At 38.1% G+C, this 25,708-nt stretch carries 24 protein-coding genes; 14 read left to right on the top strand and 10 right to left on the bottom strand.

Going from position 1 to position 25,708, the window contains the following annotated elements; translation table 11 throughout:
* Nucleotides 1–214 precede the first annotated feature (214 nt).
* The 3 genes from FC19_RS01285 to FC19_RS01275 all read right to left on the bottom strand — a co-directional run bounded on the left by FC19_RS01285 (nucleotide 215) and on the right by FC19_RS01275 (nucleotide 1,621).
* A complete protein-coding gene (locus FC19_RS01285; protein ID WP_057875190.1) occupies nucleotides 215–445 on the bottom strand; it encodes a DUF2922 domain-containing protein in 231 nt (76 codons plus the stop codon).
* A gap of 26 nt (nucleotides 446–471) precedes the next feature.
* Nucleotides 472–672, bottom strand: coding sequence for a DUF1659 domain-containing protein (locus tag FC19_RS01280; RefSeq protein ID WP_057875189.1), 201 nt, complete (start codon nucleotides 670–672; stop codon nucleotides 472–474).
* Nucleotides 673–859: 187 nt separating this feature from the next.
* On the bottom strand, nucleotides 860–1,621 hold the full coding sequence (locus FC19_RS01275) for a tyrosine-protein phosphatase (protein ID WP_235809295.1): 762 nt from the start codon (nucleotides 1,619–1,621) through the stop codon (nucleotides 860–862).
* Nucleotides 1,622–1,860: 239 nt separating this feature from the next.
* On the opposite strand from FC19_RS01275, the gene FC19_RS01270 reads away from it, so the two are divergent.
* Together FC19_RS01270 and FC19_RS01265 are read left to right on the top strand one after the other, a co-directional pair.
* The gene (locus FC19_RS01270; RefSeq protein ID WP_057875187.1) at nucleotides 1,861–2,421 is read left to right on the top strand and encodes a TetR/AcrR family transcriptional regulator; all 561 of its coding nucleotides are present in this window, start codon (nucleotides 1,861–1,863) and stop codon (nucleotides 2,419–2,421) included.
* Between the two features lie 262 nt (nucleotides 2,422–2,683).
* Nucleotides 2,684–3,181, top strand: coding sequence for a thiol peroxidase (locus FC19_RS01265; protein ID WP_057875186.1), 498 nt, complete (start codon nucleotides 2,684–2,686; stop codon nucleotides 3,179–3,181).
* Nucleotides 3,182–3,314: 133 nt separating this feature from the next.
* On the opposite strand, the gene FC19_RS01260 is transcribed toward FC19_RS01265, so the two are convergent.
* Nucleotides 3,315–4,220, bottom strand: a complete 906-nt coding sequence (locus FC19_RS01260; protein ID WP_057875185.1) for a cation diffusion facilitator family transporter — start codon at nucleotides 4,218–4,220, stop codon at nucleotides 3,315–3,317.
* A gap of 241 nt (nucleotides 4,221–4,461) precedes the next feature.
* Here FC19_RS01260 and FC19_RS01255 point away from each other — a divergent pair, with 241 nt between their 5' ends.
* The 8 genes from FC19_RS01255 to FC19_RS01220 all read left to right on the top strand — a co-directional run bounded on the left by FC19_RS01255 (nucleotide 4,462) and on the right by FC19_RS01220 (nucleotide 15,189).
* Nucleotides 4,462–6,132, top strand: a complete 1,671-nt coding sequence (locus FC19_RS01255) for an acetolactate synthase large subunit (RefSeq protein ID WP_057875184.1) — start codon at nucleotides 4,462–4,464, stop codon at nucleotides 6,130–6,132.
* Between the two features lie 372 nt (nucleotides 6,133–6,504).
* Nucleotides 6,505–7,914 carry an amino acid permease gene (locus tag FC19_RS01250; RefSeq protein WP_057875183.1) on the top strand — a complete coding sequence of 470 codons (1,410 nt, stop codon included), beginning with the start codon at nucleotides 6,505–6,507 and terminating at the stop codon, nucleotides 7,912–7,914.
* A gap of 69 nt (nucleotides 7,915–7,983) precedes the next feature.
* Entirely contained in the window at nucleotides 7,984–8,925 is a 942-nt protein-coding gene (mmuM, locus tag FC19_RS01245) for a homocysteine S-methyltransferase (protein ID WP_057875182.1), read from the top strand.
* A 390-nt stretch (nucleotides 8,926–9,315) separates the two neighbouring features.
* A complete protein-coding gene (locus tag FC19_RS01240; protein ID WP_057875181.1) occupies nucleotides 9,316–10,701 on the top strand; it encodes a class II fumarate hydratase in 1,386 nt (461 codons plus the stop codon).
* Between the two features lie 59 nt (nucleotides 10,702–10,760).
* Nucleotides 10,761–11,348: an NADPH-dependent FMN reductase gene (locus FC19_RS01235; RefSeq protein ID WP_057875180.1), complete on the top strand. Its 588-nt coding sequence runs from the start codon at nucleotides 10,761–10,763 to the stop codon at nucleotides 11,346–11,348.
* A complete protein-coding gene (locus FC19_RS01230) occupies nucleotides 11,349–12,752 on the top strand; it encodes a flavocytochrome c (RefSeq protein WP_057875179.1) in 1,404 nt (467 codons plus the stop codon).
* A gap of 64 nt (nucleotides 12,753–12,816) precedes the next feature.
* Nucleotides 12,817–14,238, top strand: coding sequence for an anion permease (locus FC19_RS01225; RefSeq protein WP_057875178.1), 1,422 nt, complete (start codon nucleotides 12,817–12,819; stop codon nucleotides 14,236–14,238).
* Between the two features lie 48 nt (nucleotides 14,239–14,286).
* Nucleotides 14,287–15,189, top strand: a complete 903-nt coding sequence (locus FC19_RS01220; RefSeq protein ID WP_057875177.1) for a LysR family transcriptional regulator — start codon at nucleotides 14,287–14,289, stop codon at nucleotides 15,187–15,189.
* A gap of 151 nt (nucleotides 15,190–15,340) precedes the next feature.
* Here the strand turns inward: FC19_RS01220 and FC19_RS01215 are convergent, their stop codons facing one another.
* The gene (locus tag FC19_RS01215) at nucleotides 15,341–16,291 is read right to left on the bottom strand and encodes a ketopantoate reductase family protein (RefSeq protein ID WP_057875176.1); all 951 of its coding nucleotides are present in this window, start codon (nucleotides 16,289–16,291) and stop codon (nucleotides 15,341–15,343) included.
* Between the two features lie 827 nt (nucleotides 16,292–17,118).
* Here FC19_RS01215 and FC19_RS01210 point away from each other — a divergent pair.
* The gene (locus tag FC19_RS01210) at nucleotides 17,119–18,081 is read left to right on the top strand and encodes a ketopantoate reductase family protein (RefSeq protein ID WP_057875175.1); all 963 of its coding nucleotides are present in this window, start codon (nucleotides 17,119–17,121) and stop codon (nucleotides 18,079–18,081) included.
* Between the two features lie 128 nt (nucleotides 18,082–18,209).
* On the opposite strand, the gene FC19_RS01205 is transcribed toward FC19_RS01210, so the two are convergent.
* Complete coding sequence (locus FC19_RS01205) at nucleotides 18,210–18,716, bottom strand: type 1 glutamine amidotransferase domain-containing protein (protein ID WP_057875174.1); 507 nt, start codon at nucleotides 18,714–18,716, stop codon at nucleotides 18,210–18,212.
* Between the two features lie 125 nt (nucleotides 18,717–18,841).
* Here FC19_RS01205 and FC19_RS01200 point away from each other — a divergent pair, with 125 nt between their 5' ends.
* The 3 genes from FC19_RS01200 to FC19_RS01190 all read left to right on the top strand — a co-directional run bounded on the left by FC19_RS01200 (nucleotide 18,842) and on the right by FC19_RS01190 (nucleotide 21,715).
* On the top strand, nucleotides 18,842–19,660 hold the full coding sequence (locus FC19_RS01200) for a DNA/RNA non-specific endonuclease (RefSeq protein ID WP_057875173.1): 819 nt from the start codon (nucleotides 18,842–18,844) through the stop codon (nucleotides 19,658–19,660).
* 103 nt (nucleotides 19,661–19,763) lie between these two features.
* Nucleotides 19,764–20,384: an NADPH-dependent F420 reductase gene (locus FC19_RS01195; RefSeq protein WP_057875172.1), complete on the top strand. Its 621-nt coding sequence runs from the start codon at nucleotides 19,764–19,766 to the stop codon at nucleotides 20,382–20,384.
* A gap of 296 nt (nucleotides 20,385–20,680) precedes the next feature.
* A complete protein-coding gene (locus FC19_RS01190) occupies nucleotides 20,681–21,715 on the top strand; it encodes a polysaccharide pyruvyl transferase family protein (RefSeq protein ID WP_057875171.1) in 1,035 nt (344 codons plus the stop codon).
* Between the two features lie 269 nt (nucleotides 21,716–21,984).
* On the opposite strand, the gene FC19_RS01185 is transcribed toward FC19_RS01190, so the two are convergent.
* The 4 genes from FC19_RS01185 to FC19_RS01170 all read right to left on the bottom strand — a co-directional run bounded on the left by FC19_RS01185 (nucleotide 21,985) and on the right by FC19_RS01170 (nucleotide 25,438).
* Nucleotides 21,985–22,764 (bottom strand): ABC transporter ATP-binding protein, encoded by a 780-nt coding sequence (locus FC19_RS01185; protein WP_057875170.1) that lies wholly within the window; start codon nucleotides 22,762–22,764, stop codon nucleotides 21,985–21,987.
* Nucleotides 22,751–23,656, bottom strand: a complete 906-nt coding sequence (locus FC19_RS01180) for an ABC transporter permease (protein WP_057875169.1) — start codon at nucleotides 23,654–23,656, stop codon at nucleotides 22,751–22,753. Before FC19_RS01180 ends, FC19_RS01185 begins: the two co-directional genes overlap by 14 nt.
* Entirely contained in the window at nucleotides 23,653–24,657 is a 1,005-nt protein-coding gene (trpX, locus tag FC19_RS01175) for a tryptophan ABC transporter substrate-binding protein (protein ID WP_057875168.1), read from the bottom strand. Before trpX ends, FC19_RS01180 begins: the two co-directional genes overlap by 4 nt.
* A gap of 328 nt (nucleotides 24,658–24,985) precedes the next feature.
* A complete protein-coding gene (locus tag FC19_RS01170; RefSeq protein WP_057875167.1) occupies nucleotides 24,986–25,438 on the bottom strand; it encodes an Rrf2 family transcriptional regulator in 453 nt (150 codons plus the stop codon).
* Nucleotides 25,439–25,708: the final 270 nt, after the last annotated feature.

The raw sequence follows: 25,708 nt of genomic DNA, 5'->3' as shown, positions 1-25,708 counted from the left end.
AGATAAGCATATCGCATCATTTTTAACTATGGTGTAAAAATAGGAGTTTTACTGCTAAAGTTTTAATTGTCGAAGTATTTTATTCGTATAATGTAAGGTAAAACAGGGTTGGACCAAAGACGTATAGTTTGGTCCAACCCTGTTTTATGCAATTTTATTTTCCATATTAACGTTCTTTAAAGCAACCATATCAAGCAAATAATTTGAAGAAAAGCTATCCTTCTTCTGCAATAATCGGTGTTTCTTGTTTATCGACGTATTGTGCGGAGAGTGGATGTGCGTAAAGACCTTCGCCTTTTTTATCAATAAATATTCCAAGTTCAGAGATATCCTGCATTGCTTTTTCGACGGTTTCTTTGTTCAAATTGTTATTAATATAATTTAAACGCAAATGGTGTTTTATTTGACCGGTTTGACCAGTAAAAACTAAGTCTAGTTGTTTCATTTTAAAACCTCCTTAAAGGCTATAATTTAGGCACCAATATTATTAATAGTCGTTAATTTAAGTTCATCCGTTGATGTTCCCGTCAATAAAGATAATATTTTGCCGAATTCAACGATTTCTTGATCGGTAACAGCAGACTTAATATTGTTGAAGCTGCGTTTACGTTTTTCACCATCAGTTGAAACAGATATAGTATTTAAACTGTTTTTGATCCACGTTGTGCTCATTTGAATGACCCCTTCCAACATGCTCCATAATTTTTGTAAGTGTCGCGACTTCTTACAACTTTAATAACGGAGCAAAAAATAAAAGCGTAAAGGAAATTTATTTTTAAAAACAAATCAGAACTGCAAAAAAAACACCCCCGCCTCGTTGATCAAGGAAACTAGGTGTGCTTGTTAAGATTAAAAATTGTTATCTAATGTACATTTCGTGGAATTTGGAAATGTAATTGGCGGGTAGCTGAAGCCCTTTTTCTAAATAGTTATTGAATGCCCCATAACGCTGTTTCACCAGATCGAAGGCATGCGCAAGATAGGCAGCTTTAACGTTGAGCGAGACATCTAACGCAGCCAGTTTTTCTGGTGACAGAGTTTTCTGAAAACGTGCTAGAATTTCCGCGTTTTCTTTTTTACGCGCTTCGTTCGTCAGGAGATAATCTTCAAAAATATCAGTTTCTGAGACACCTGCAATTTTTAAAAGGAGAGCAGCTGCAAATCCGGTTCGGTCTTTGCCAGCAAAACAATGAAAAACGATAGGATCAGCGTTGTTTAAAATCTCAATTAAAAATTGATGATATCCTTTCTGCGAAGAGGGACTAAGCACAAGTTCGGAGTAGACAGAAAGCATATGTTCTTCAATGTTGGATGCAATGACCATGTTTTTTAAACTAGGATTGGCTTGTCCAGGAGAAGACATTAAGTTAATGTTTTCGTACAAAATATTTTCAATACTCGTGTCGGGACGATTGCTGATCTCTTCTGGTCTGCGAAAATCATAAATTTTTTTCAAACGGACAGTATTACTAAGAAAATTAATATTTTGGGGTTTTAAGTTGTATAGTTCTCCACTGCGAAAAAAAACACCTGCTTTTAAATGCCCATCACTTGTTTGATAACCGCCAATATCTCTAAAATTTGTGATATCGGTGTGAATAATTTCTTTTCTATGTACCACGCTTTCAGCCCCTATTTTAAGTATTTTTTTTAAATTAATTGTGCTTGCTTTCAGAAAAGATTATACAGCATAATAGACGCATTTTCTAAAAAAGTTCTTTGCAAAAATGAATAATATAAAATTTTCCAGCAAAAGTAATGGAGATGGACATTTTAACCTCACTTCTTTTTTATAGAAGGGAACACATGAAATATGGTATTCTTTGAAATAAGCTAATTAGCGTAAGAAGGGGGGACAAAATGAGCATTAATGATGAGATATATTTAGCCATCCTTCATCTTTTGGAGGAAAAAGGGCCTGCTTTTACAACTGAGGAGCTTGCATCGGAGCTTAAGGTTAGCAAAAGAACTATTTATAAAATGTTTGGCAGTAAGGAAATGATCATTGACAAAGCAATTGATTTTGTTTTTAAAGACATATGTCTTGATGATAACGGTACAGCTCAAAAAGAGAGGTTTTCTTCAGATGAAATGCTGCAGAGGTATCTTATTGAGTTCCATGGGACAGAGCATGTAGATAAGATAATTAAGCATGCAAAGACTTTAGAAAAAAGGTATCCTCAACAGTGGTCAAAATTAAATAACCGCATTGATGAGTTTGGGAAAAAACTGTACGATCTTTTTATTGTTGATCCACATGTCCGGATATTGACGGCTACAGAAAAAGCCGTCTTGCTATTGATGATACAACAGACAACACGAAAATTTCTGCAAAATAATTATCTTGTTTCAAAGGGGCTCAATTTCAAGGCAGCAATCCAAGCACTATATAAAATGATTCTTAGTGGTATATACTGTTAATCGTTTTCTGTAGAACAGAGTTAGAAAATAGCGACAAATTGAGTTCTACGCATGTTAATTTCCAAGTAGACAAACATGATATCAGATGTTTGTCTACTTGGAAATGAAATGAGATCATATAACTGCCAGAATTTTAAGTTTTGATAGAATATTTAATAATGTTGAGCGGCATTTTTTGCTTTATTCGCGATTTATTGTATAATTCTCATGCTTTTAGTAAAAAAGCATGAGAATTTTTTACATATTGGAAAGGATGAGTAAAGTGGAAATTAGACGACATGGTGAACGGGGAAAAACAAATGGCAATCCATATAATGTAGGAAAAGCTTTTCCGAGTGTTACTTTAGAGCTTGAAGAGCACGAATATATAGATGTTTCAACATTAAAGGGAAAATATATATTGATCAGTGTTGTGCCTGACATCAATACGCGAGTTTGCAGCTTATCAACGAAAAAATTCAACCAAGAAGCGGATAGTTTTGAGTATATAGATTTTTTCACTATTTCCACTAACTCTGTTGAAGAACAAAAGAATTGGTGTGCGGCTGAAGGTGTTGAAAGGATGAAGCTATTATCTGATTTTAATGGTCAGCTAGGTCGAGAGTTAGGTATATATATTGAAGAAACTAAGACCGATGCGCGCAGTATTTGGGTCTTAGATAAAGAAAGCAGAATTGTTTACCGTGAATTAATAGTTGAGCAGTCTGATGAACCTAATTATCAGAAAGCATTGCTTTTCCTAAAAGAACATGCGAAGTAGCGTTTAATTTTAAGTTTCATTTTCAGCAAAAAACATGTTAGCTCACCTGAACCTTTGTCTAAATGAATAATTTTTTTAAATGTTCCCATCGGAACTGTTTAAATTATGCATTATGCGATGCATGTTCGTTACGTTAATTATTGTGAAAGCTTTTTTCTTCATTTAATATTAATTCAGTGTTGCGTCCACGATTACATTCAGCTTGGATGGTAACGTGGGAGACATTGTATCTTTGTTTTAAAATATTCTCAATTTTAAGATAAATGCGTTCAGTCTGACTTAGAGGAAGGTCTTTCATGTTGACATGAACAGATAAAATGATTTCATTTTCATCGATTAACCAAGCATGAAGATGATGAACTCCGGTTATTTCAGGAATAGTCAACAAATCTTTTTTAATTTCCTCAAAACTTAGTTTTGGTGATGCTTCCATCAAGATGGTGAAGGTTTTGTGAACGATTGGTAGTGATTCATAAATAATATAAATGGAAACGAGAAAACTCATTAAAGGATCAACCCACTTTATATGGAAGATGATGATTAATGCTGCACTGATAATAACACCGACTGAAGCGAGGGCATCACTTAGCAAATGAAGGTAAGTGGCTCTAATATTCAAGTTATGTTTGGAATCATGATTCAATAAAATTGTTGATAAAAGGTTAGCGGCAAAACTTATGACGGCAACAATGAACATTACGCCGCCTTGAACTTCTTCTGGATGAGCAAAGCGCTTGAATGCTTCGATTAATAAAAAAGCAGAAATGACAATCAGCAAAATTGAGTTTAGGAGAGCTGTCAGAATTTCAGCACGTCGAAAACCGTATGTATTTTTTAGTGTGGGAGTTCTTTTTCCAATACGGTTAGCAAAGTAACTTAAAACAATCGAAAATGCATCACTGAAATTGTGAAACGCATCCGAAAGTAACGATAGGCTGCCAGATAAAAGCCCGCCCGCTAGCTCAAATAAAGTTATTATAATATTTAATAAGGTAACTAATAAAAAGCGTCTGCCAGTCTGAACATTGTGATTTTCCATATAGAAGTCTCCTAAGTATTGTTTTGTATATGAACATATGCTCATATCACGATTAAACTATAGCATCGAACCTAAAAAAACGCAATAGTCTGTCACGGGTGTTTTGGAAAAAGACATCAAAAAAATTATTAAAAATGTATAAAAAGAAGAAAGATACTTTTAATCATGGTAATATAATAATTATCATTGAAAACTAATTTTAAAGCTAACGCTGGCTAAATGATTCAGGAGGAAAAAGGAAATGGCTGAGAGAGAAAAAGTCAATGCAGCACATTTGATCGTACAATGTCTTGAAAATGAAGGAGTTGAATATGTTTTCGGAATCCCTGGAGAAGAAAACATACATTTGGTTGATGCGTTGAACGAATCTGACAAAATTAAATTTATATTAACTCGTCATGAACAAGGTGCTTCTTTCATGGCTAGCACCTATGGCAGGTTGACTGGTATGCCGGGTGTCTGCCTCGCCACCCTAGGGCCGGGGGCAATTAATTTGATGCTCGGTGTAGCTGATGCAGAAACAAATTCAACACCACTTGTTGCTATTAGTGCCCAAGGTGGATTAGCCCGTCTGCATAAGGAATCACATCAAGTGATAGATCTTGTTGCAATGTTTAAACCAATTACACAATATGCTGACATGATATTAACTCCGCAAGCGGTGCCTGAAATGGTGCGTAAGGCTTTCTCAACAGCTAAGCGAGATCGTCCAGGGGCTTCATATTTGGCAATTCCGCAAGACATCGAAGAAACACCGATTCGGGGGCAGGTTAAACCGTTAGAAATTGATCCGATTTCTGTCACTCAGCCTACAGCATCTGATATTGACAAGGCGATTAAACTAATCGCAGCGGCGAAAAGGCCTGTGATTTTAGCGGGTGATGGTGTTTTATGGAAACATGCCGAACAGGAAGTCAGGGAATTAAGTGAAGAGCTGCAGATCCCTGTAGCTACAACCTTTATGAGCAAAGGAATAATTTCCGATCGGCACAAGAATTCGCTTGGCGTAGTAGGTTTTATGCGGCGTGATTATGAAAATTTTGCGATAGATGAGGCAGATTTAATAATTTCGATTGGATTCTCAATCCAGCAATTTGATCCTCAAAAAATAAATCCGCAAAGAGACAAAAAAATTATCCATATTAACATGTTCCGCCAAGACGTTGATAGTCATTACAATGTGACATTGAATATCATTGCGAATATTCGTGCTAGCTTACAGGCTCTTTTACAAGCATTAAAAGCACAGGAAATGCATTTCAGTCATCGTACAGCTGAAATTAGAGAGTTGATTCACGCTGAACTTGTTAGCGGTAAGGAAAGCAATGCTGTCCCCTTAAAACCCCAGACGGTTGTTTATGCTACTAGGAAGGTTTTACCTGACGATGCAGTAGTTCTAGTTGATACAGGTGCTGTCAAAATGTGGATGGCTCGTTTGTATCAGACATACTTATCAAATACTTGTTTGATAGATAACGGATTATCTACAATGGCGTGGACATTGCCGGGAGCGATTGGAGCAAAGTTGGCCCGACCCGACAAAGTCGTTGTTGCGGTAATGGGAGATGGTAGCTTTCTGATGAATTCACAAGAAATAGAAACAGCGGTTCGGGAAAATTTACACCTTGTGATTGTGATTTGGGAAGATGCTTCATATGGACTGATCAAATGGAAGATGGATATGGAGATCGATCATCATAATGGAGTCGATTTTGATAATCCTGACTTTGTTAAATACGCGGAGAGCTTTGGAGCAATCGGGATGCAAGTTAAAAAGCCAGGAGAATACCTTGAGTTTTTGGAGACAGCTGTTACTGCCAAGAAAGGTGTTTTTGTTATTGCGGTGCCTGTTGATTATCGTGAAAATATGAAGTTGATCGACAAACTTGGGAATACTACTGTTCGTATTTGATCCCAAAGCTATTTGACAAGGGGATAGGCACAGCTTACCATGTAAGATATGTTTTAATTGAATTATTTTTTTATATTTGGGCGTTGATGAGAAGAGTAGATGCAGAAACAGTGTTCAGCGACTGCCGATGGTGAAAGGGCAGACTGAGTATGCATTGAAGATGAACTCGGAGCTAGGTATTTAGTGCAAGCTGATTGCCCGTGAGGATACGATATCTTCCTAGATGTAATATTGTTTTATATCAGTGAGGTTAAAATTAATTTAACGAATTTGGGTGGTACCACGAAGAGAGCTCGTCCCTATACTTATAGGGATGGGCTTTTTTATATTAAATGACGGTTGATAAGACTGTAAATTTTGGGAGGTTTTAAGATGCAGAAACAGAATGATAATAGTTTAAAACGCAAAATGGAAGCACGCCATTTACTGATGATCTCATTAGGTGGTGTTATCGGTACAGGACTATTTTTAAGCTCAGGGTACACGATTCATGAGGCTGGACCAGTAGGGGCTATTTTGGCATATGGCATTGGAGCTGTTGTGGTTTACTTGGTAATGTTATGTCTTGGTGAACTGGCAGTTGCAATGCCACAGACGGGATCTTTTCATGTTTATGCGGATAAGTTTATTGGACCAGGGACTGGGTTTACAGTGGCAATTTTGTATTGGCTGACATGGACCGTGGCATTAGGTTCTGAGTTCACGGCTGCCGGATTGATAATGCGTACTTGGTTTCCACATTCGCCGACATGGATTTGGAGTCTGCTCTTTATGATTGTAATTTTCACGTCGAACGCATTGTCGGTCCGCTTTTTTGCAGAAACAGAATTCTGGTTTTCAAGCATTAAGGTTATTGCTATTATTGCTTTTATTGTTATTGGAGGGCTTGCAATTTTTGGTATTATTCCGATAAAAGGCTATTCACATGCCCCACTTTTTAAAAACCTTTACGGAGAGGGTCTGTTTCCAAATGGTTTCAAAGGTGTTTTTACCACAATGTTGACAGTTAATTTTGCTTTTTCAGGAACAGAATTGATCGGAGTAACTGCGGGAGAAACTAAAGATCCTGAGAAAAATATTCCTAAAGCGATTAGAACAACACTATTAAGACTCGTAATTTTTTTCATTGGCAGTATTGTCGTGATGGCTGCGTTGATTCCTTGGAAGCAAGCAGGTGTTGAACAGAGCCCATTTGTCTTGGTTTTTAAAAGTATAGGATTGCCCTTTGCAGGGGACCTGATGAATTTTGTTGTTTTAACGGCTATTTTATCAGCAGCTAATTCTGGATTATACGCATCAACGAGAATGTTATGGTCGCTGGCGCACGAAAAAATGATACCAGCACATTACGCGAAAACGAACAAACGGGGAGTCCCTATGACTGCTTTACTTGTTAGTATGGTAGGAGGTGTTTTAGCCTTAGTATCAAGTGTGGTAGCAGCGTCAACAGTTTATCTTGTACTTGTTTCAATTTCAGGATTGGCAGTAGTTATAGTTTGGATGGCAATTGCTCTTTCTGAAATTAATTTTAGAAAGCAATGGTTGAAAAGTGGACATACAGTTGCAGAATTGAAGTTCAAAACTCCGTGGTATCCGCTTCTTCCTTGGATAGCATTTATTATGAGTTTACTTTCATGTGTGCTGATTGTTTTTGATCCAACTCAACGATCAGCGTTGTTTTATATGATACCGTTCCTAATAGTTTGTTACGCTGTGTATTATGGGAAAAAAGCTTGGAAAAACAAAAACAAAAATAAAAAAAAAAATACTGATTTTGACTAAAATGAATGTTATTTATTAGAAATCAATTTTGGCAAAGAAAACCGATAAAATTTATTGGAGGCGGAATATATGAATATTATTGCGAGAAATTTAAAAAACAAACCAGTATTAGTTGTTGATGGGGCTATGGCGACAGAATTAGAGAAAAAAGGAATAAATACTGTTAACGATCTTTGGTCTGCTAATGCTTTAATTAATGCTCCAGAGAAAGTAACTGCAGTCCATCGCAGTTATTTTGAGGCTGGAGCAGATATTGCAATTACGAATACTTATCAAGCTAATGTGGTAGCTTTCGAAAAAAGAGGATTAAGCCATTCTCAGAGTGAGGACCTAGTTGTTCAGGCTGTTCGCTGTGCACAGGAGGCACGTGCAGATTTCTATAAGACACTAACCTCGCAACAGCGTTCTTTAAGAGAGTTGTTAGTAGCAGGCAGTGTGGGCCCATATGGCGCTTATTTAGCAGACGGAAGTGAGTATACAGGCCGATATTCACTGACCGAAGAGGAATATCAGTCTTTTCATTACTCCCGTTTGTCTTTATTAAACAAAGCTGGAGTTGACCTCTTTGCAATTGAAACGCAACCTAACTTTGCTGAAAGCAAGGCACTTGTTGATCTTGTAGTTGAAAAATTTCCCAAAAAATCAGCATGGCTATCATTCAGTATTAAAGATAGCAGCCATCTATGTGATGGAACATCTTTGAAAGAAGCCATAAAGTATTTTGAAAAATATGAACAAGTAGCTGCTATTGGCATTAACTGCATTGCACTGGAAAAAGTTGAAGCAGCAATCAAAAATATCAAAAAAGAAACAAACAAACCAATTATTGTCTATCCTAACAACGGTGATCGATATGATCCACAAACAAAAACTTGGAGAACCAACCCGAATTCTGCAACATTTAGTGAACTGGTACCAGTATGGAAGGCGGCGGGAGCAAGATTGATTGGCGGTTGTTGTCGTTCAAATCCAGACGATATCAAGGAAATTGCAGATGCGATAAAAGACTAAACTAATATTTAAACTTTTAAAAAGGTAGTAGTTTCTAAACGAAGCACTAGTAAATAAAGACACAAAAAAAATTAGTTATAAAAACATTGTGAATTTAGGAATAAAATAGACATTTGTAAAAACTGTTTTTAATTATAGGTTTAAAAAATATCAGCAAATTTTTATTTATTTTATGCTGATATTTTATTTTTATTAAATCTAATCCTTTATTATCAAGGCTTTTTTGACGAATATTAAAATATTTAATAGCCACTAAGGTGTTTGACTATATGGCTTTTCAACCACTATTATACAGTTGTTAAATGTTTAACAAAGTCGTTAAAGATGATTTTATGAATAGTTTTTTTAGCATAGTATGTAGTTTTTTTCACAACACAAGGAGGAAGTAAAATGCCAGAATATCGTGTAGAAGAAGATACATTAGGGCCAGTAAAAATTCCAGCAACGGCTCTTTGGGGACCGCAGACGGAACGCAGTCGAAATAATTTTTCAACAGGTCAATTCATGCCTTTAGTAGTTATCCGTGCTTTGCTACAGATTAAAAAAGCAGCAGCTCAAGCAAATGAAGAATTGGGACAGCTTCCGGTTCAAAAGGCGGGATTGATAACCAAAGCCATCGATGAATTACTAGCGCTAGATGATGAAGAACTGCGCAAGGATTTTCCTTTAAGAGTCTATCAAACCGGTTCTGGAACACAGACTAATATGAATACAAATGAAGTTATTGCGAATAAAGCTGCTGAAATTGATTCAAAAATTAAAATTTTACCTAATGACGATGTTAATCATGGGCAAAGTTCAAATGATATTTTCCCGACAGCGATGAATATTACCGCTAGCACAGCAGTAGCTGGACTTGAAAAAGCGGCGCAGCATCTGATCGATGAACTGAAGGAAAAGCAAAAGCAATATTGGCACACAGTTAAAATTGGACGGACTCATCTTCAGGACGCGACTCCGTTGACTTTTGGACAAGAGGTTAGCGGCTGGGTTAGCATGCTAGAGCACGATTTAGACTATTTGAAAAAATTGGATCATACACTGCTTGAGTTGGCGATGGGTGGAACGGCTGTTGGAACTGGCTTGAATGCAGCTCCAGGATTTGCGGACGACATTGCGAAACGTATCAGCAATGTTTATGGACAAAGTTTTACCGCTGATGGTAATAAGTTCTATGGACTCGCAGCACATTCTAGTTTGAATGTTGTTCATGGAGCATTAAAAACGTTAGCCAGTGATTTAATGAAGATTGCGAACGATGTTCGTTTCCTTGCTAGCGGTCCACGAGCGGCTTATGGCGAATTGAATATCCCTGCTAATGAGCCGGGATCATCTATTATGCCGGGCAAGGTAAATCCTACACAAGCCGAAGCAATCACAATGGCAGCTGTCCGAGTTATGGGAAATGATGTTGTGGTTACAATGGCATCTTCACAAGGAAACTTTGAAATGAATGTCTACAAACCTGTTTTGATAGATGCATTTCTTGAATCGGCAGAGTTGCTGCGTGGGACGATGGAAAGTTTTGCAGATCGCTTAATTCATGGATTAACTGTCAATGAGAAGAGAATGCAAGAGTTGGTGGACAACTCATTGATGACTGTGACAGCTCTTTCGCCACATATTGGTTACCATGACAGTGCAAAAATTGCACAAGCAGCTGACGAAGCTGGAAGTACTTTGAAAGAAGCTGCGCTTAAATCTGGCAAAGTAACATCAAAACAATTCGATGAATGGGTCAATCCTTTGAAAATGACTAATGTTGATCAACAGTGAAAAACGATTTTTTAATCACGGGGTGCAAGTTGCTTTGATAAAAAGAAAGGTTTTGTGTAATGGAAACGTTAAAATTTATTGCAATAGTTGGAACTAATGCCAGTTTTTCGTTTAATCGCTTTTTGCTAGATTATATGCGGGAAAGGTATAGCGAACAATCTGAAATAGAAGTTCGAGAAATAAGAGATATTCCACTGTTTAATGAAGACATGATGGAGAATCCGCCCCAGTCTGTTCTTGAATTAATTGAAAAAGTCGACGAAGCTGATGGAGTTATTTTTGCTACTCCAGAATATGACCATGCAATTCCAGCCGCATTAAAAAGCGTACTTGAATGGTTATCATCAGTCGCACATCCGTTATTGCATAAACCTGTCATGATTGTCGGCGGGTCGTATGGGGTTCAAGGAACAGTTCGTGCACAAATTAATTTGCGTCAGATTTTAGATGCTCCTGGAGTAATGGCGGATATTCTTCCCGCAAATGAGTTCATGCTGGGCACAGTTAAGAATAAGCTTAACCAAGATGAAGGAATAACACACGAAAAAACAGCTGCTTTTTTGGACCAATGTTTTGCTAATTACATTAATTTTGTGAATGATCACAAGCTGTGCCAAACAAAGTTGATGGAGAAGGAGGAAGTGTAGATGGGAGAAAAATTTGTTTTTGTGCCGACACCGCTTGAAAAGCTTCATGATGAATACGATACAATCGTGATTGGTTCAGGGAGTACGGGATTGGTCAGCGCCATTCAAGCGCATGAATTGGGATTAAAACCAGTTATTTTAGAAAAAATGGATAAAATCGGTGGAAATACTAATCGTGCTTCTTCTGGGATGAACGCTGCTGAGACAAATGTTCAGTTTCAGCATGGGGTTATCGATAATTTTGAAGATTTTTACCGTGAGACATACCACGGTGGCGGTAAATTGAATGATCAAAAGCTATTGTCTTACTTTGTATCGCATGCTGCATTGGCAGTGGATTGGTTAGCTGACCATGATATTAGGCTTGATGATTTAACCATCACAGGTGGAATGAGCAAGATGCGCACTCATCGTCCAGCAAGCATGGCGCCGATTGGAGCTTTTTTGATCAAAAAACTGCTAAAAATCATTCAACAACAGAACATTCCGCTTTTTACAAAAGTCGAGGTTACGTCGTTAAGGAAGAATGATGCTGGAAAAATTGTTGGAGTTGATACTCGTCTCCCAGATGGAAGTAAACGAACAATAAATAGCAAAGCTGTAGTTTTGGCGACTGGGGGCTTTGGTGCATCCAAAGATATTATTAGGAGATATCGTCCGGATCTAGCAGGGTATAAGACAACTAATCAGCCTGGAGCGACAGGAGATGGTTTGGAACTAGCAGAGAGCATAGGAGCAGAATTAGTTCAAATGAATCTAATTCAAGTTCATCCTACTGTTCAGCAAGACAATCCGCACACATATTTGATCGGCGAGGCCGTTCGTGGTGAAGGAGCAATTTTGATCAACGATCAAGGAAAACGTTTCGTAAATGAGCTGGGTACACGCAAGATAGTCTCTAATTCAATCGTTGATTTGCCAGAGAAAAGTGCTTATTTGATTTTCGACCAAAGTGTGAGAGATCGGGTTAAAGCAATTGAGTTTTATGACCATATCGGCTTAGTTGTGACAGGAGAAAGTATCCGTGAATTGGCAGAAAAAATAAATATAGATTCGGACTCCTTGGAGCAGACTATAAATGACTGGAACGAAGCAGTGGTGGAAAAAATGGATAAGCATTTTGAACGGACAACAGGAATGAATCGCGGAATTGCTAAAAAACCGTTTTTTGCGATCCATATTGCACCGGCTATTCATTACACGATGGGTGGAATTCATATTGATACCAAGACTCGTGTTCTGGATGGCAATGGAAATATTATGCCAGGCCTTTTTGCTGCTGGTGAAGTTGCTGGTGGATTACACGGGAACAACCGAATTGGTGGCAATTCGATATCGGAAACAGTCGTTTTTGGACGACAGGCGGGACAGCAATCAGCAGAGTACATTTTAAATAATCATTGATATTTTTAGTGTGTAGGCGGTTCCTTTTTAAGGTTGTTGATTAACATTAAGGAGAGCATAAATTATGCAGTCTTTAGAGAAGATTCAATATAAAAAATTTCTTATACCCCTTTTGACAGGTTTAGTGTTATGGCTTGCGACTCCACTGCGACCTGAAACCCTGTCGGTTGCTGCTTGGCATATGTTTGCACTTTTTGTCGCAACAATTATTGGATGCATCACACAACCGTTGCCGATCGGAGCGGTTGCAATTATTGCATTCACTTTAACAACACTAACTAAAACAGTTCCCATCGATAAAGCAATTACAGGTTTTGGCAACGCAAGCATCTGGTTGATTGCTATGGCATTTTTTATTTCGCGTGGATTTATCAAAACCGGACTAGGACGAAGAATTGCCTTTATTTTTGTGCGGACTTTCGGGAAAAAAACTTTAGGTTTAGCCTACTCGCTAATCGGGGTTGACCTGATTTTAGCTCCAGCTACGCCAAGTAACACTGCTCGTGCTGGAGGAATTATGTATCCGATTATTAAATCTTTGGCACAGGTCTTTGGATCGGATCCTAAAAACAAAACGGAGCGTAAAATGGGGTCTTTCCTGATTTTTTCTGAGTTTCATGGCAACACGATTACCTCAGCAATGTTTTTGACAGCGATGGCGGGAAATCCTTTGGCTCAATCATTAGCTAAAAGCAATCATGTTAATTTGGAATGGATGAACTGGTTTCTGGCGGGCATCATTCCAGGCTTGATTTCACTGATATTAGTACCATTTATTATTTATAAGATGTATCCGCCACAGATCAAAGCTACCCCTAATGCGCGTGAATGGGCTAACAAGCAGCTTGCAAAAATGGGAAAGGTCACGCTTCCTGAAAAAATTATGACAGCAGTATTTGTTGTTGCGCTGATTCTTTGGATTACTGGCAGTTTCATTCACGTGGATGCGACCTTAACAGCTTTTATTGCCTTAGCGTTGCTATTGATAACAGGTGTTTTATCATGGCAGGATGTTTTACATGAGACAGGTGCATGGAATACATTGACTTGGTTCTCAGTTCTTGTAATGATGGCTACAGAATTGAATGAGCTTGGATTTATCCCCTGGTTAAGCAAAACGATTGCTAATTCACTCAGCGGATTGAATTGGTATATTGTTTTAGTGATTTTGGTTATAGCGTTCTTTTACAGTCATTATCTGTTTGCGAGCGCAACCGCTCATATTAGTGCGATGTATAGCGCTTTATTAGCTGTTGCGATATCTGCTGGAGTGCCAACGATGCTGGCAGCCTTGATGTTAGGTTTTTTTGGGAACCTATTTGCATCGACGACCCATTATTCTTCCGGCCCAGCGCCAATTTTATTTGGATCAGGTTATGTCAAACAAGCTGAATGGTGGAAGATGAATGCTATTCTGGGAATTATATACTTAGTAATTTGGTTAAGTGTGGGTACATTTTGGATGAAGCTCATTGGGATGTGGTAAAATTACATTTGATAGAATGAAAGTGTGCAGCTGAAGGGGCGAACAAAGTTGAATACGAGGGACTTGGCTTATTTTCATGATTTGGTAGAGTTAAAAAACTATACTGAGGTTGCTAATAAGTTCTCTGTTAGCCAGCCGACGATTACGGTTGCAATCAAGCGGCTTGAGAATGAGTTTGGAGCTCAGTTAATCAAGCGGGACTATATTCATAATCGCTTAGTTGTAACTCGTGCGGGTGTATTACTGTTTCAGCGAGCTCAGCAGATACTTGAGAGCCTAGATTTAGCTTATAGTGAGGTGCAAAATGCCGATTCTTCAATGATTCGTTTTGGATTGCCACCCATAATCGGGACAATGTGGTTTCCATTGGTTGCCAGCGAATTATTGCATAAAGGACTTTTAGCGCATATTCAATCAATTGAGGCTGGCTCAGATCAGTTGCTCGAAAAATTAAGACAAGGAAAAATTGACGTGGCACTTTTAGGATCGATTCGTCCACTTCAGGAAAAAAAGTTGGATACCTTTTTGCTGGCAGTACATCCTTTTAAAGCTATTGTCAGTCAGAAACATCCTTTGGTGGAAAAAAGACATATTTCCTTTGTCGAGTTGAAAGGTGAAAGATTTGTCACCTTTACCAACAACTTTGTTCATCCACAAGCATTGGCAAGTTATAGTAAGTATGCTGGATTTAGACCGCAAATTGCTTTTAGTACTCCCACGTTGTCTCTCATCAAAGAATTGGTTAATGCTAATTTAGGTGTCAGTTTATTAGTCGATGATGCGATTAAGCCACAAGACCATTTGTGTAGCTTGACTTTGGACGATCCGCTTCCAGAAAAATTCAATATGTCGTTGGTTGTACGTAAAAGCTTTTTGCCTAATAAAACTCAACAAGAGTTTATCAGTGTATTGTTTAAACTCAAAAATTTAATTGAGACGAAAGCTTATTAAAGTTTAGAGACAGCTTTTTAGAATTGCAGTAAATAATGATAATAAAAGAAGGATTTGATTATTCGAAGTTCGAATGGATCAAATCCTTCTTTATTAGTTTTTATAGAAATCAGCATCAAAATTCTGCAATAGGATAAGAAATTTTTACCGATTATTTGGTTTGTTGACGTGTATGTTCAGCTAAATGGACAAGATGTGTCAGAAAGGCATGAGTGGTAGCTTCATAATGGTATTTACGTCCAAGCTTTACCAAATAACCATTGATGTAATCAACTTCAGTTGGTCGATTGTGTGACATGTCCTGATACATAGAAGGATAGTGCAAGGGATTAGCGACAGTTGAAACGTAATTAACGCTTTCCAACTCTTGCTGTCGAGTGTTGAGCATTTGGATGCCAGCACGTTCACAGACATCGTATGCTTCATTAATCAGTTGCTTGCTTAATTCGTCTGCACCAGGATAGCTTGCAAACTCACCCATTGTAATTTCAAACAATGTGCACAGAGTATTAACAACAGAGTTGAAGACGACTTTAGCCAACAACGTACCCATGAAATTGGTCGTGAGATTAGGGTTGAACTGAGCTTTAGAGAGTTCGTTAACAATTTTGTGTGTTATATCATCTGGCTTTTCAGTGTAGTTCGCTAGATTCATTGTGCCCGCACCGCGTGCCCCGATAAAATCAACATCTCCAGGTCCATTTAAAACCGTAGCAACAAGAGCAGTTCCGGCGACAATTTTCTCTGGTTTGAAGTATTGAAGCAGTTTTTCAACGTGTCCCATTCCATTCATACAAGTTAAGACATATTGTTTATCATTGAAAGCATGCTCCATGCGTTTCAAGAAAGCAGCAAGATGCATCTGCTTGTCAAAAACGACCCAGACATCGGGATTACCTTTGTATTCCTCAGGGTAATACATTTTAACAGGCACAAGATGCCGATCTTTGTGATCACGTGAAACGAAGACGCCACCTTGTTGCCGGACCTTTTCAACATTTGGTTCCCAAGTATCTACAAACTCAACTTCATTACCTGCCTCCTGCAACAAAACACCATAACGGTAACCCATGGCACCAGAACCTACAATTGTGAATTTCATAAATATTACCCCTTTCGAAAAAGTTAGTGACAGTAAATAAAAATAATAGAAGTAAATAAAAAAACGCCTCCAGATAAAAATATCTAAAGGACGCTTTCGCGTGGTACCACCTCTGTTCGCTCATCTAGGATGAACCTCTTGTTCGAACTAAGAATCAATTCGTCAGCACAATAATGGGTGCTCCCCACCGCAATTTAATTAATCACCGATTTTTGGTTGCAGCGCTCCAAGATGATTGATAATACATTCAAAGACGCCTGCTCTCACCAAACCAGGTTCGCTTAATCTATCGGATGAATTATCACTTCTTATCCTCGCGTTTACTCTCATCACTTTTTAATATGTTTGTAGTCTAACGCAATCATGTTAGATAGTCAATATTTTTTTGGGAAAATATTTTATTTTTATTACTGATAGGTTGAGCTTTGTGCAAAAGGCGGATTCAACAAACTTATGTTTTAAATAACAAACAGATTAAAATAGAATTAGCAAAATTCCTTGACATGAACGTGTTGCAGGGGGTAAACTTATGTCAATATTTAAGAGGCTTTTTAGGATTGAAAGAGTAGAGTGATAGTTTTGCTTAGAGAGTACCATTATGGTGAGAAGGTACGAAAACTATCACTCAAAAGTTTGATTCGATGTTTTCGTTTCTCGAGGCGAATGGGTGGCATCCATTATTATGCAGATATATCATTAGTTGATACATGTTGAGGAATTATTCGTGAGGATAATTCGAAAAAGGTGGTACCACGCGGAAGCGCCCTTTGGTTGAAAAGCCAATGGTGCTTTTTTGTTTGTCAAAAATAGGATAAGGAGTGATAGTTATGAAGTACGGGATTATTGGAGCAGGAGCAATGGGGTATCGTTATGGAGTTATGCTTCAAGAAAATGCAAAAGTAGAAGTCGATTTTATTGATACATGGGAACCAAATGTTGAAAAAGTTAGAGAGCAGGGCGGGGTATCTGTGGCACGTGACCATAAGAATAGACGGATTGTGCCAATCAATATTTTTTATCCTGAGGAATACCAAGGACATCCTGATATTTGGATTATCTTCAAAAAACAGATGCAGCTTGATAAGGAATTGAAACGCGATTCAGCTGCAGGAATTTTTCACAAGGATCAATATGTTTTTTCCGCAATGAACGGGATGGGACATTTTGAGAAAATTGCAAAATATTTTCCAGCTGAGCATATTATCTGTGGGACAGCAATGATAGCGACACGCCTTGATGGACCAGCGGATGTCGATTTTATGGGTGCTGAAGGCACAGAAGAAATGCATGTAGCACAGTATGTTGGAACTAAACCAGCGGAAGTTACACAGAAGATGATGAATGATTTCAAAACGGCAATGCTTAATCCAATTTTTGCCGAAGATTATTTAGGAATGTGTATGTCAAAGGTTGTTTTTAACGCAGTTGTCAACACTTTGTGTACAATGTTTGAGGTACAAATGGGGCAATTCATTGAGTATGAAGGAGTTCCTGAGATGGCGCGTCAATTGTTCAATGAAGCTTATGATGCGTGCGAACGTGCGGGAATCCATCTGATTGAAACACGTCAACAAGAAATTGATTCAGTGACGACGGTCAGTCATGCATACAAGTACCACTACCCATCAATGTATCAGGATTTTTCCAAAGGGCGGCCAACTGAAGTTGATTATATTAATGGATATATTGCAAAAATAGGGCGCGAAAATGATTACGTGTGCCGAACTCATGAGTTTGCTACTCATCAGGTTCACTTGGCGGAATTGATGCGTAAATATCATCAAAAATAGTAATAATAATTTTCTAAGATATGGACTCCTAAATTTTTAACATTTTGAAAAACAACTGGGCTAGGAACAATTTTTTGTTCCTAGCCCAGTTGCAGCTATTAATGTTATTTAAATTTAATTTAGAAAAACTATTTGAGCGCTTCGGTAATTGCTTTATTAAAAGCCGGTAAATCATCCGGTGTGCGACTGGTAATCAGCTTATGATCAATTACAACTGGAGCGTCTTTCACTACTGCGCCAGCGTAATACAGGTCCGGTTGGACTGATAAATAAGACGTCATTGTACGGCCCTTAACCAATCCTGTTTGAATGAAGAGTTGTGGCCCATGACAAATTGCAAAAACATTTTTATCTGCAAGCAAAAATTTTTTAGTGAAATCAACAAAATCCTGATCTGAACGTAATTGATCTGGAGAAAAGCCGCCTGGGATTAGTAAACCATCGAAATCAGCAGGATCTGCATCTTTAATTGATTTATCGATAGGAATTTCAGCCCCGTGTTTTCCGGTTATTGATTTTTCCCCCGCAAAACTAATTGTAACAACTTCGTGGCCTTCCTTTTTTAAAGCATCGACAGGGGATGTATATTCAATATCCTCGACTAAGTCCGTGACGACAACTGCAATTTTACTCATAAAACATCCTCCTATAATATATTTTTTAAGGTCTAGCCTTCTGTTACAATATAACAAGGATCATTTTAACGTACAATTTATTGGCTTGAGGAATGATTCATCTAAGGAAAAGGTTGGGAAAGAAAATGAGCAGAAGGAAAAAAAGAAAAACTGTTTTACCAGGTGCTGTTGTAGTTGTCTTGCTATTGATCTATATGATCACACAGCCAAATCAGCTTTTAAAAAATAATACGTATGATACATCAACATCAACTTCAAAGTTAAAGAACGGTGTTAAGGACGTAGCTGCCGAAAAACTAGTCAATTTAAATTTTCACTCTGGCGATACACCAGTAGTGACAGTCAATGATAATAAAAGTACTCTTCAGATGGATGATTGGAAAAGGAATATGGTAGTTTATAGTCCGTTAGATAATTTGAATCGGACATCGAGTGCTAATACTGCGTATCTAGAGTCGAGAAATGTTGTCGATGATGAACAAAGAACGCGGCAGTATGTTCGCCCGACAGGCTGGCACCAAAAAATGGAGAATGGAGAAGCTATTTTAAACCGTGGTCACTTAATTGCGTATTCTATCTCGGGAGGAATTAGTCAGAACGGAGATTATGATAAATCTCTGCAAAGCGGAGATCAAAATAATCCTAAAAATCTTTTTACCCAGACATCTTTTTCTAATCAGCGGCTGCAGACTATCTATGAAAAAAAGGTGCGCGATGCTTTGAGAAAAGGACATAAAGTTATCTATCAGGTTCAACCGCTTTTCAGGAACCAAGAATTAATGGCACGTGGCGTACATATGCAGGCTCTGTCTGATGATGGGTCTTTGAACTTCAATGTCTATCTGTTTAACGTTCAACCTAGATATGTCTTTGATTATCAGACCGGCCGTTCGACTAGAAACGCTGCCTTTCAGGTTTCATTACCGGAAAATTTTACATCATAAAAAAAATAAGCTAAACAACTAATTTGTAACTTAGTGTTAAATGACATAAAATGACGGCGGAAGCGTAGTTTATAGAAGTAGAGATTGTTTGGAGGTGCAGTAAATGAAAATAGGTTTTATTGGTGGTGGGCATGTAGCCCAAGTATTAGCGAAGCTCTTTATTAATGAGGGGCATACTGTAGTTTTGACAAATAAACATGGCTTAGAGAAATTAAAACCTGTGATAGATCGTTTGGGTTCGCAGGCTCAAGCGGGTAATCTGGCAGAAGTTGCTAGACAGGATCTGATTGTTCTAGCAGTACCTTATAAGGCTGTTTTTGAAATAGATGACCAGTTTTTAAAGGGCAAAGATGTTATTGATGCTACCAATTATTTTCCACACCGTGATGGCGATATCGAAGAACTGCGTGAACATCAAAGCGGGACAAGCGAGTTAGTAGCAGAGCATTTTAAAGGTGCCAATGTTGTTAAAGCGTTTAATTCAATTCCGGTCGCTGATTTAGCAAGCTTGGTGTCCTCTAAGGACAGCGCGAAGAAAGTTGCCTTGCCTCTTGCAGGTGATGATTCAGAGCTGAAGAAAAAGGCTGCAATGTTAATTAGCCAAATTGGTTTTGTTCCTTACGACGTGGGCAGTCTCGCAGACAGTAATAAAATGCAGTCAGATACACCGGTGTTCTTATTCATTGGGAGTGAAGAAGCATTGTCCAAAAAAATCAACGGATAGCTTTAAAGCTGAGCTGTTTTTTTGAAAAAATTGCATATGAATAAACGGACTGCAGCGAAACTGATGTTTTGTTGTGGTCTTTTTATTCTATGTAGCTGGGTACACAGTTAGTGGAGAATTGATTTGTCAGCAATGTTTTGAAAAAACGAAAATGCTCATTTCTTGCATAATTTAGGGATAAAGATCATGATATTCCCTGTAGGTGGTGTGGAGAGTAGGCGTAGGAAAGTTATAGTAAGGTGAAACGTCTTCTAAAAACACACCAATAATTTAGGATCAGCAAAGGAATGATCAAAATGGCAGATTTCTTTATTGAGACAAAAAAAGCGAGTTCGCAGCTTCCTCAAAATGATAGGCCTAAAATGTTTATGTTTGGTGTCCCAAGTTATACAAATATGGGAGATCAAGCTGTTTCCTTGGCCTCAAGGATATTCTTTGAAAAAGAGTTTCCGGATTACCAGTACATTGAAATTATGGATTACGACAATGACGTGGGCATCAAGGCGGTAAAGAAAGTTATTACCAAGCAAGATATTGTTGGCTACGTTGGTGGCGGGAATATGGGAAACTTGTATATAGATATTGAAAAAGATCGGCGTGCTGTTTTTAGCACATTCACGGATAATTTAACCATTTCATTTCCACAATCAATTCATTTTGAGAAGACAGCTTATGGTGAAGATGAAAAAAAATTGAGCCAAGAGGCATATAATAAAAATCACAATTTGGTTTTGTTGGCTCGGGATGCTCAAAGCTATCGGCGAATGCAGAAAACTTTCAAAAACAAGGTTGTTTTAACACCGGATATGGTTCTCTATCTAACGCCTAGAATTTCTGATGTTAAACGTTCAGGAGCACTATTCGTTTTGCGTCATGATGGGGAAAAAATTTTGGATGAATCATTTATAGAATCTCTAAAAACTATTTTAGAGAAACACTATTCTCTGGCGCGAACGGATACTGTGCTAGAAACGCCGACTAAAATTACACCGAAAACGCGTGGGAAGCTTCTTGAAGAGCAGCTGAAAAAAATAGCAAGTAAGGAATTGATCATCTCCGATCGGTTCCATGCAATGGTTTTTTCGGTTCTGACTCAGACGCCATGCCTGTTGTTTGGAAACAGCTATGGAAAAGGGAAGCATGCTTATTTTGATTGGCTGGAAAACATTAGTTGGATAAAATATAGTGATGAACGGGACATTACCAGAATCAAGATGGAACTTGACTCCATCACAGGTGCGCAAGTGCATAATTATGATCTTCATCCTAACTTCCGTCCATTGAAGCGGATTATTAAGAGTTACATTTCGGAGCGAACAACAGTTAAGTAATAAAATGAAAAATTAAAGACTTCAGACAGAAATTTCCAAATAAGAGAGTGAAACGTCAAAAAACAAGTTTGATTTTGACGCTTCACTCTCTTATTGATTTGATAATTATAATAATTTACGACTGGTGTCCGGAAATATTAGGACATTTTTTAGCATTCGACTTTAAAAAAGGTGATGTGTGGTTAGATAGGAATGTTATTTAAAATTGGATTGGTCGTAGTGATAAAAGATTGACCGCTTATTTTCCATACTCAATTTGAAGCTCCTCATTAAGCAATATTACCAAAGAAACTAAGAAGTTCTTCTTTGGTAAGCTCATTTTTTTCTTTCCCACGAACATCATATCTGACTTGCCCATCATCCAAAACAATCAAACGATTTCCATATTTTAGAGCATCATCCAAATGGTGGGTAATCATTAGGCATGTCAGTTTTTGGTCCAGAACCTTTTCATTAGTCTGTTCCATTAACTGGGTACTGGTATTGGGATCTAATGCGGCAGTGTGTTCATCAAGCAGCAGAACATCCGGGCGTCTGATTGTCGCCATAAGGAAGCTCAATGCCTGGCGTTGACCGCCAGATAGGTTCTCAGTAGCCGTATTAATACGTTCAGATAAACCATTATTCATTGATGCAGTGGCCTGTTCAAATGCAGGCAGATTTTGTTTCAATTGGCGTAATGCCAGAGTACGATGCTGACCGCGTTTTGTTGCTAAGAGTAAATTTTCAGCGACTGTCATTCTGGGAGCTGTTCCTAACTTGGGGTCCTGGAAAACTCTTCCTAAGAAACGTGACCTTTTTTCAACAGAGTCGCCTGTAATATCGGTACCGGCATGCAGAATCTGACCACTGTCAGGAGGCAGAGTACCGGCAATTGTATTGAAGAGAGTCGACTTTCCAGCCCCATTAGAACCGAGAATTGTAATGAAGTCGCCGTCGAAAACGTCAAGATTTAAGTGCTTCAAGATCATTGTTTCGGAAGGGGTTTTTCGATTGACAAAAGTGACGATGTTTTTTAAAGACAGAATGGGCACCTTATTTTGTTTCATTATTTTCGACTCCTTTCGTGATTACATGGTCTAGTTTTAATGATTTGCTGAGATTGGGAAGCATTAAGCAGACAGCAAGAATAATGGCAGACAACAAGTTCAAGTCGTTCGTACTGAAGCCTAGCTGCAAAACAATTAGTAAAACAAAACGGTAAAGGATGCTACCAAGTGTTACGGCAACCAAACGTTGATTTAAGGTCAGTTCCCCAAACACGACTTCACCGATAATGATTGAAGCGAGGGCGATTACGATGATCCCAATTCCCATATTAATGTCGGCGTACCCATTGTTTTGAGAAATTAAAGCACCACCGAGCCCAATTAAACCATTTGACAGCATAAGCCCCATGATGGTCATATTGTCAGTGTTGATACCAAAAGAGCGAGCCATAACAGGATTGTCTCCTGTTACGATAAAGGCTTGTCCAAGATTTGTTTGCAGAAATAGGATAAGGATTATTGTTACAATTACAATCATTAAAAGTCCGACATAAATGCTATCGAAATACTTAGGCAAAGATTGTAAGAACTGACTGCTGAAAACTGTCTTTTTACCTAAGAGAGAAACGTTTGCGCCTCCCATGATACGTAAATTAACAGATAAACAAGCCGTCATAACTAAAATACCGGCCAATAAGATAGGAATTTTTCCCTTAGTATAGAGCAGACCGGTAATTAAACCAGCAAGTGCTCCCGTAACAAAAGCTAATGCGGTTGCCATTAGAGGAGATACACCATGGCTGATAGCGGTAACTGCAGTAGCAGCACCTAGTGGAAAAGTTCCCTCAACCGTCATATCTGGGAAATTAAGAATCCTGAAAGTTAAGAAAAGTGCAACACCTAAGATGGCCCACAGCAGGCCTTGCCCAATACTGGATACGATCATACTCATTTAAAAACCTCCCCCTCTTTTTCTGCTTGTTCAACGATGTTTTGCGGTAATTCAATACCTAACAATTTCGCTTCTTTTTGATTAATAACATATTTGCCCTTGGTTATATATGCGACGGGGAAGTTAGCTGTCTTACGACCACGCAGAACTTGGCCAGCCATTTCACCAGCAACTTTTCCTAAATCATATTGACTGATAGCATATGATGCCAGTCCGCCATCTTTGACCATTGTATCGGCAGATGGAATGACAGGTATTTTTGCTTGGTTGGCAACATTCACCAGTGTTTTCATCGCGGATGCGATGCCATTATCTTGTGGTGCGTAAATTGCATCAACTTGAGAAACAGCTTGCTCAGCAACTTGTTGCATATCATTTGTGCTGGAAATTGTATAAAGCTTGTAGTTAATTCCCTGTTCTTTGCAAATTTTAGCGAATTTTTTAGCGTTGTATTGACCGCCGTGGTCCGAAGAAGTATAAATGATCCCAACGGTTTTAGCATTTGGAAGTATTTGTTTAAGCAGATCTAGTTGTTCTTTCAGTGGTGACTCACCAGAGGTACCTGTAATATTACCACCAGGATGTTTATCGGAATCAACTAAACCTCCTCCGACAGGGTCGGTGATACCAGCTAGAATAACAGGTGTTTTTTTGTTTGCTGCATTAGCAAGGGCTTGAGCTGCAGGTGTTGCAATTCCAGCCATTAAATCGACGTTTTCGTTGGCAAACTTGGTGCTCATCGTCTTAAGATTGCTTTGATCTCCTTGAGCATTTTGATAATCAATCTTAATGTTTTTGCCTGGTGTATAACCATATTCTTTAAGCCCTGCTACAAAACCACGATGAATTTGATCAAGAGCAGGATGAGTTACTAACTGCAAAATTCCAACTGTAGGGATTTTGTTTTTCGATGAGCTGGTATTGTCACTTTTACTTGTTGCAAAAAAGGCAAAAACTAGAAATGCTGCAAGTGCTGCGATTAATGTGTACATTCTTTTCATTTTGATTCCTCCAGATATTAAATGATAAGCAGGGCAAAAGAAAAAGGGCAAACCAGCAGCTTGGTTTGCCCTTAAAAACCGAAGCCTGCTGTATTAGACCCATGCAGACTTCCTACAATACGAAAGTTAGTCGGCACAGATACAAACTGTTTGCCAGATTGTATCCGTAGCAACGAATTACAACCAGCAGTGCCGGCTTTGCCAAGAACTATTCAAATTGACAGATTTAAACTTTCGCATTTTAATCGTCCTTCCTAAAACTTATTAGTGACAGTATAAAAAAATGATTAGTAATTGTCAATAGCTTTATTAAAAAATGTTTTTGAAACTAAGAATTCAACATGGATATTTCCTTTTGATGGTGTGCAATATCCATGTTTACGTCATTGATAATATCTTGAATGGTTATCTTACGCATCTTGGCTTCCGCGGTACTTTGAACATCGAGATAATACTTACCTAAAACTTTTGGTAATGCGTGACCAACAGCACAATCTTTGGAAGTGTTCTTATCCACCTTTAATAAAGGAGCTTCAGGCAGTGTTGCCATGTAGACATCAAAAATAGTAATTTTGGCAGGGGATCGGCTTAACCGAGGGGTTGCAGTTCCTTTGGTAGTTTCTAATAATGATGCTTTTTTTAGTTGACTCATCATTCTGCGCGCTAAACTCGGGTTAGTATTTAAACTGCTTGCAATCAGATCACTGGTCAATTTACTTTCCTCATGCATTTGAACATATACAAGGACGTGGATCAAGTCACTTAAACGATTGTTAGCCATTTGGTAGGCCTCCTTTCTGAGATGTTACTTTTATTGTAATAATAGCACAAAATATGAGAAAAATAAATTTTAATATTCAAGTTCTGTGGTAAGACATATAGTTTTTAATGGAACAAAAAAAGTAACACCATAAATTAGCGAATGCTATTTCAAAGATCAAATTGACAATGGTAATGGTCTAATAAAATGTGTTGAAAAGCAAAAATTTTTGAGCGCTAACGAAGTATTTCACTAGTCTGATTTTAACTGTTGAAGATGACTGAATTAGAA

Origin of the sequence: Liquorilactobacillus aquaticus DSM 21051, assembly GCF_001436755.1 — a bacterium.
GTDB lineage: Bacteria > Bacillota > Bacilli > Lactobacillales > Lactobacillaceae > Liquorilactobacillus > Liquorilactobacillus aquaticus.
Note: the sequence above shows the minus strand (reverse complement) of the source record. Positions and strands in the feature narration are given on the sequence as shown.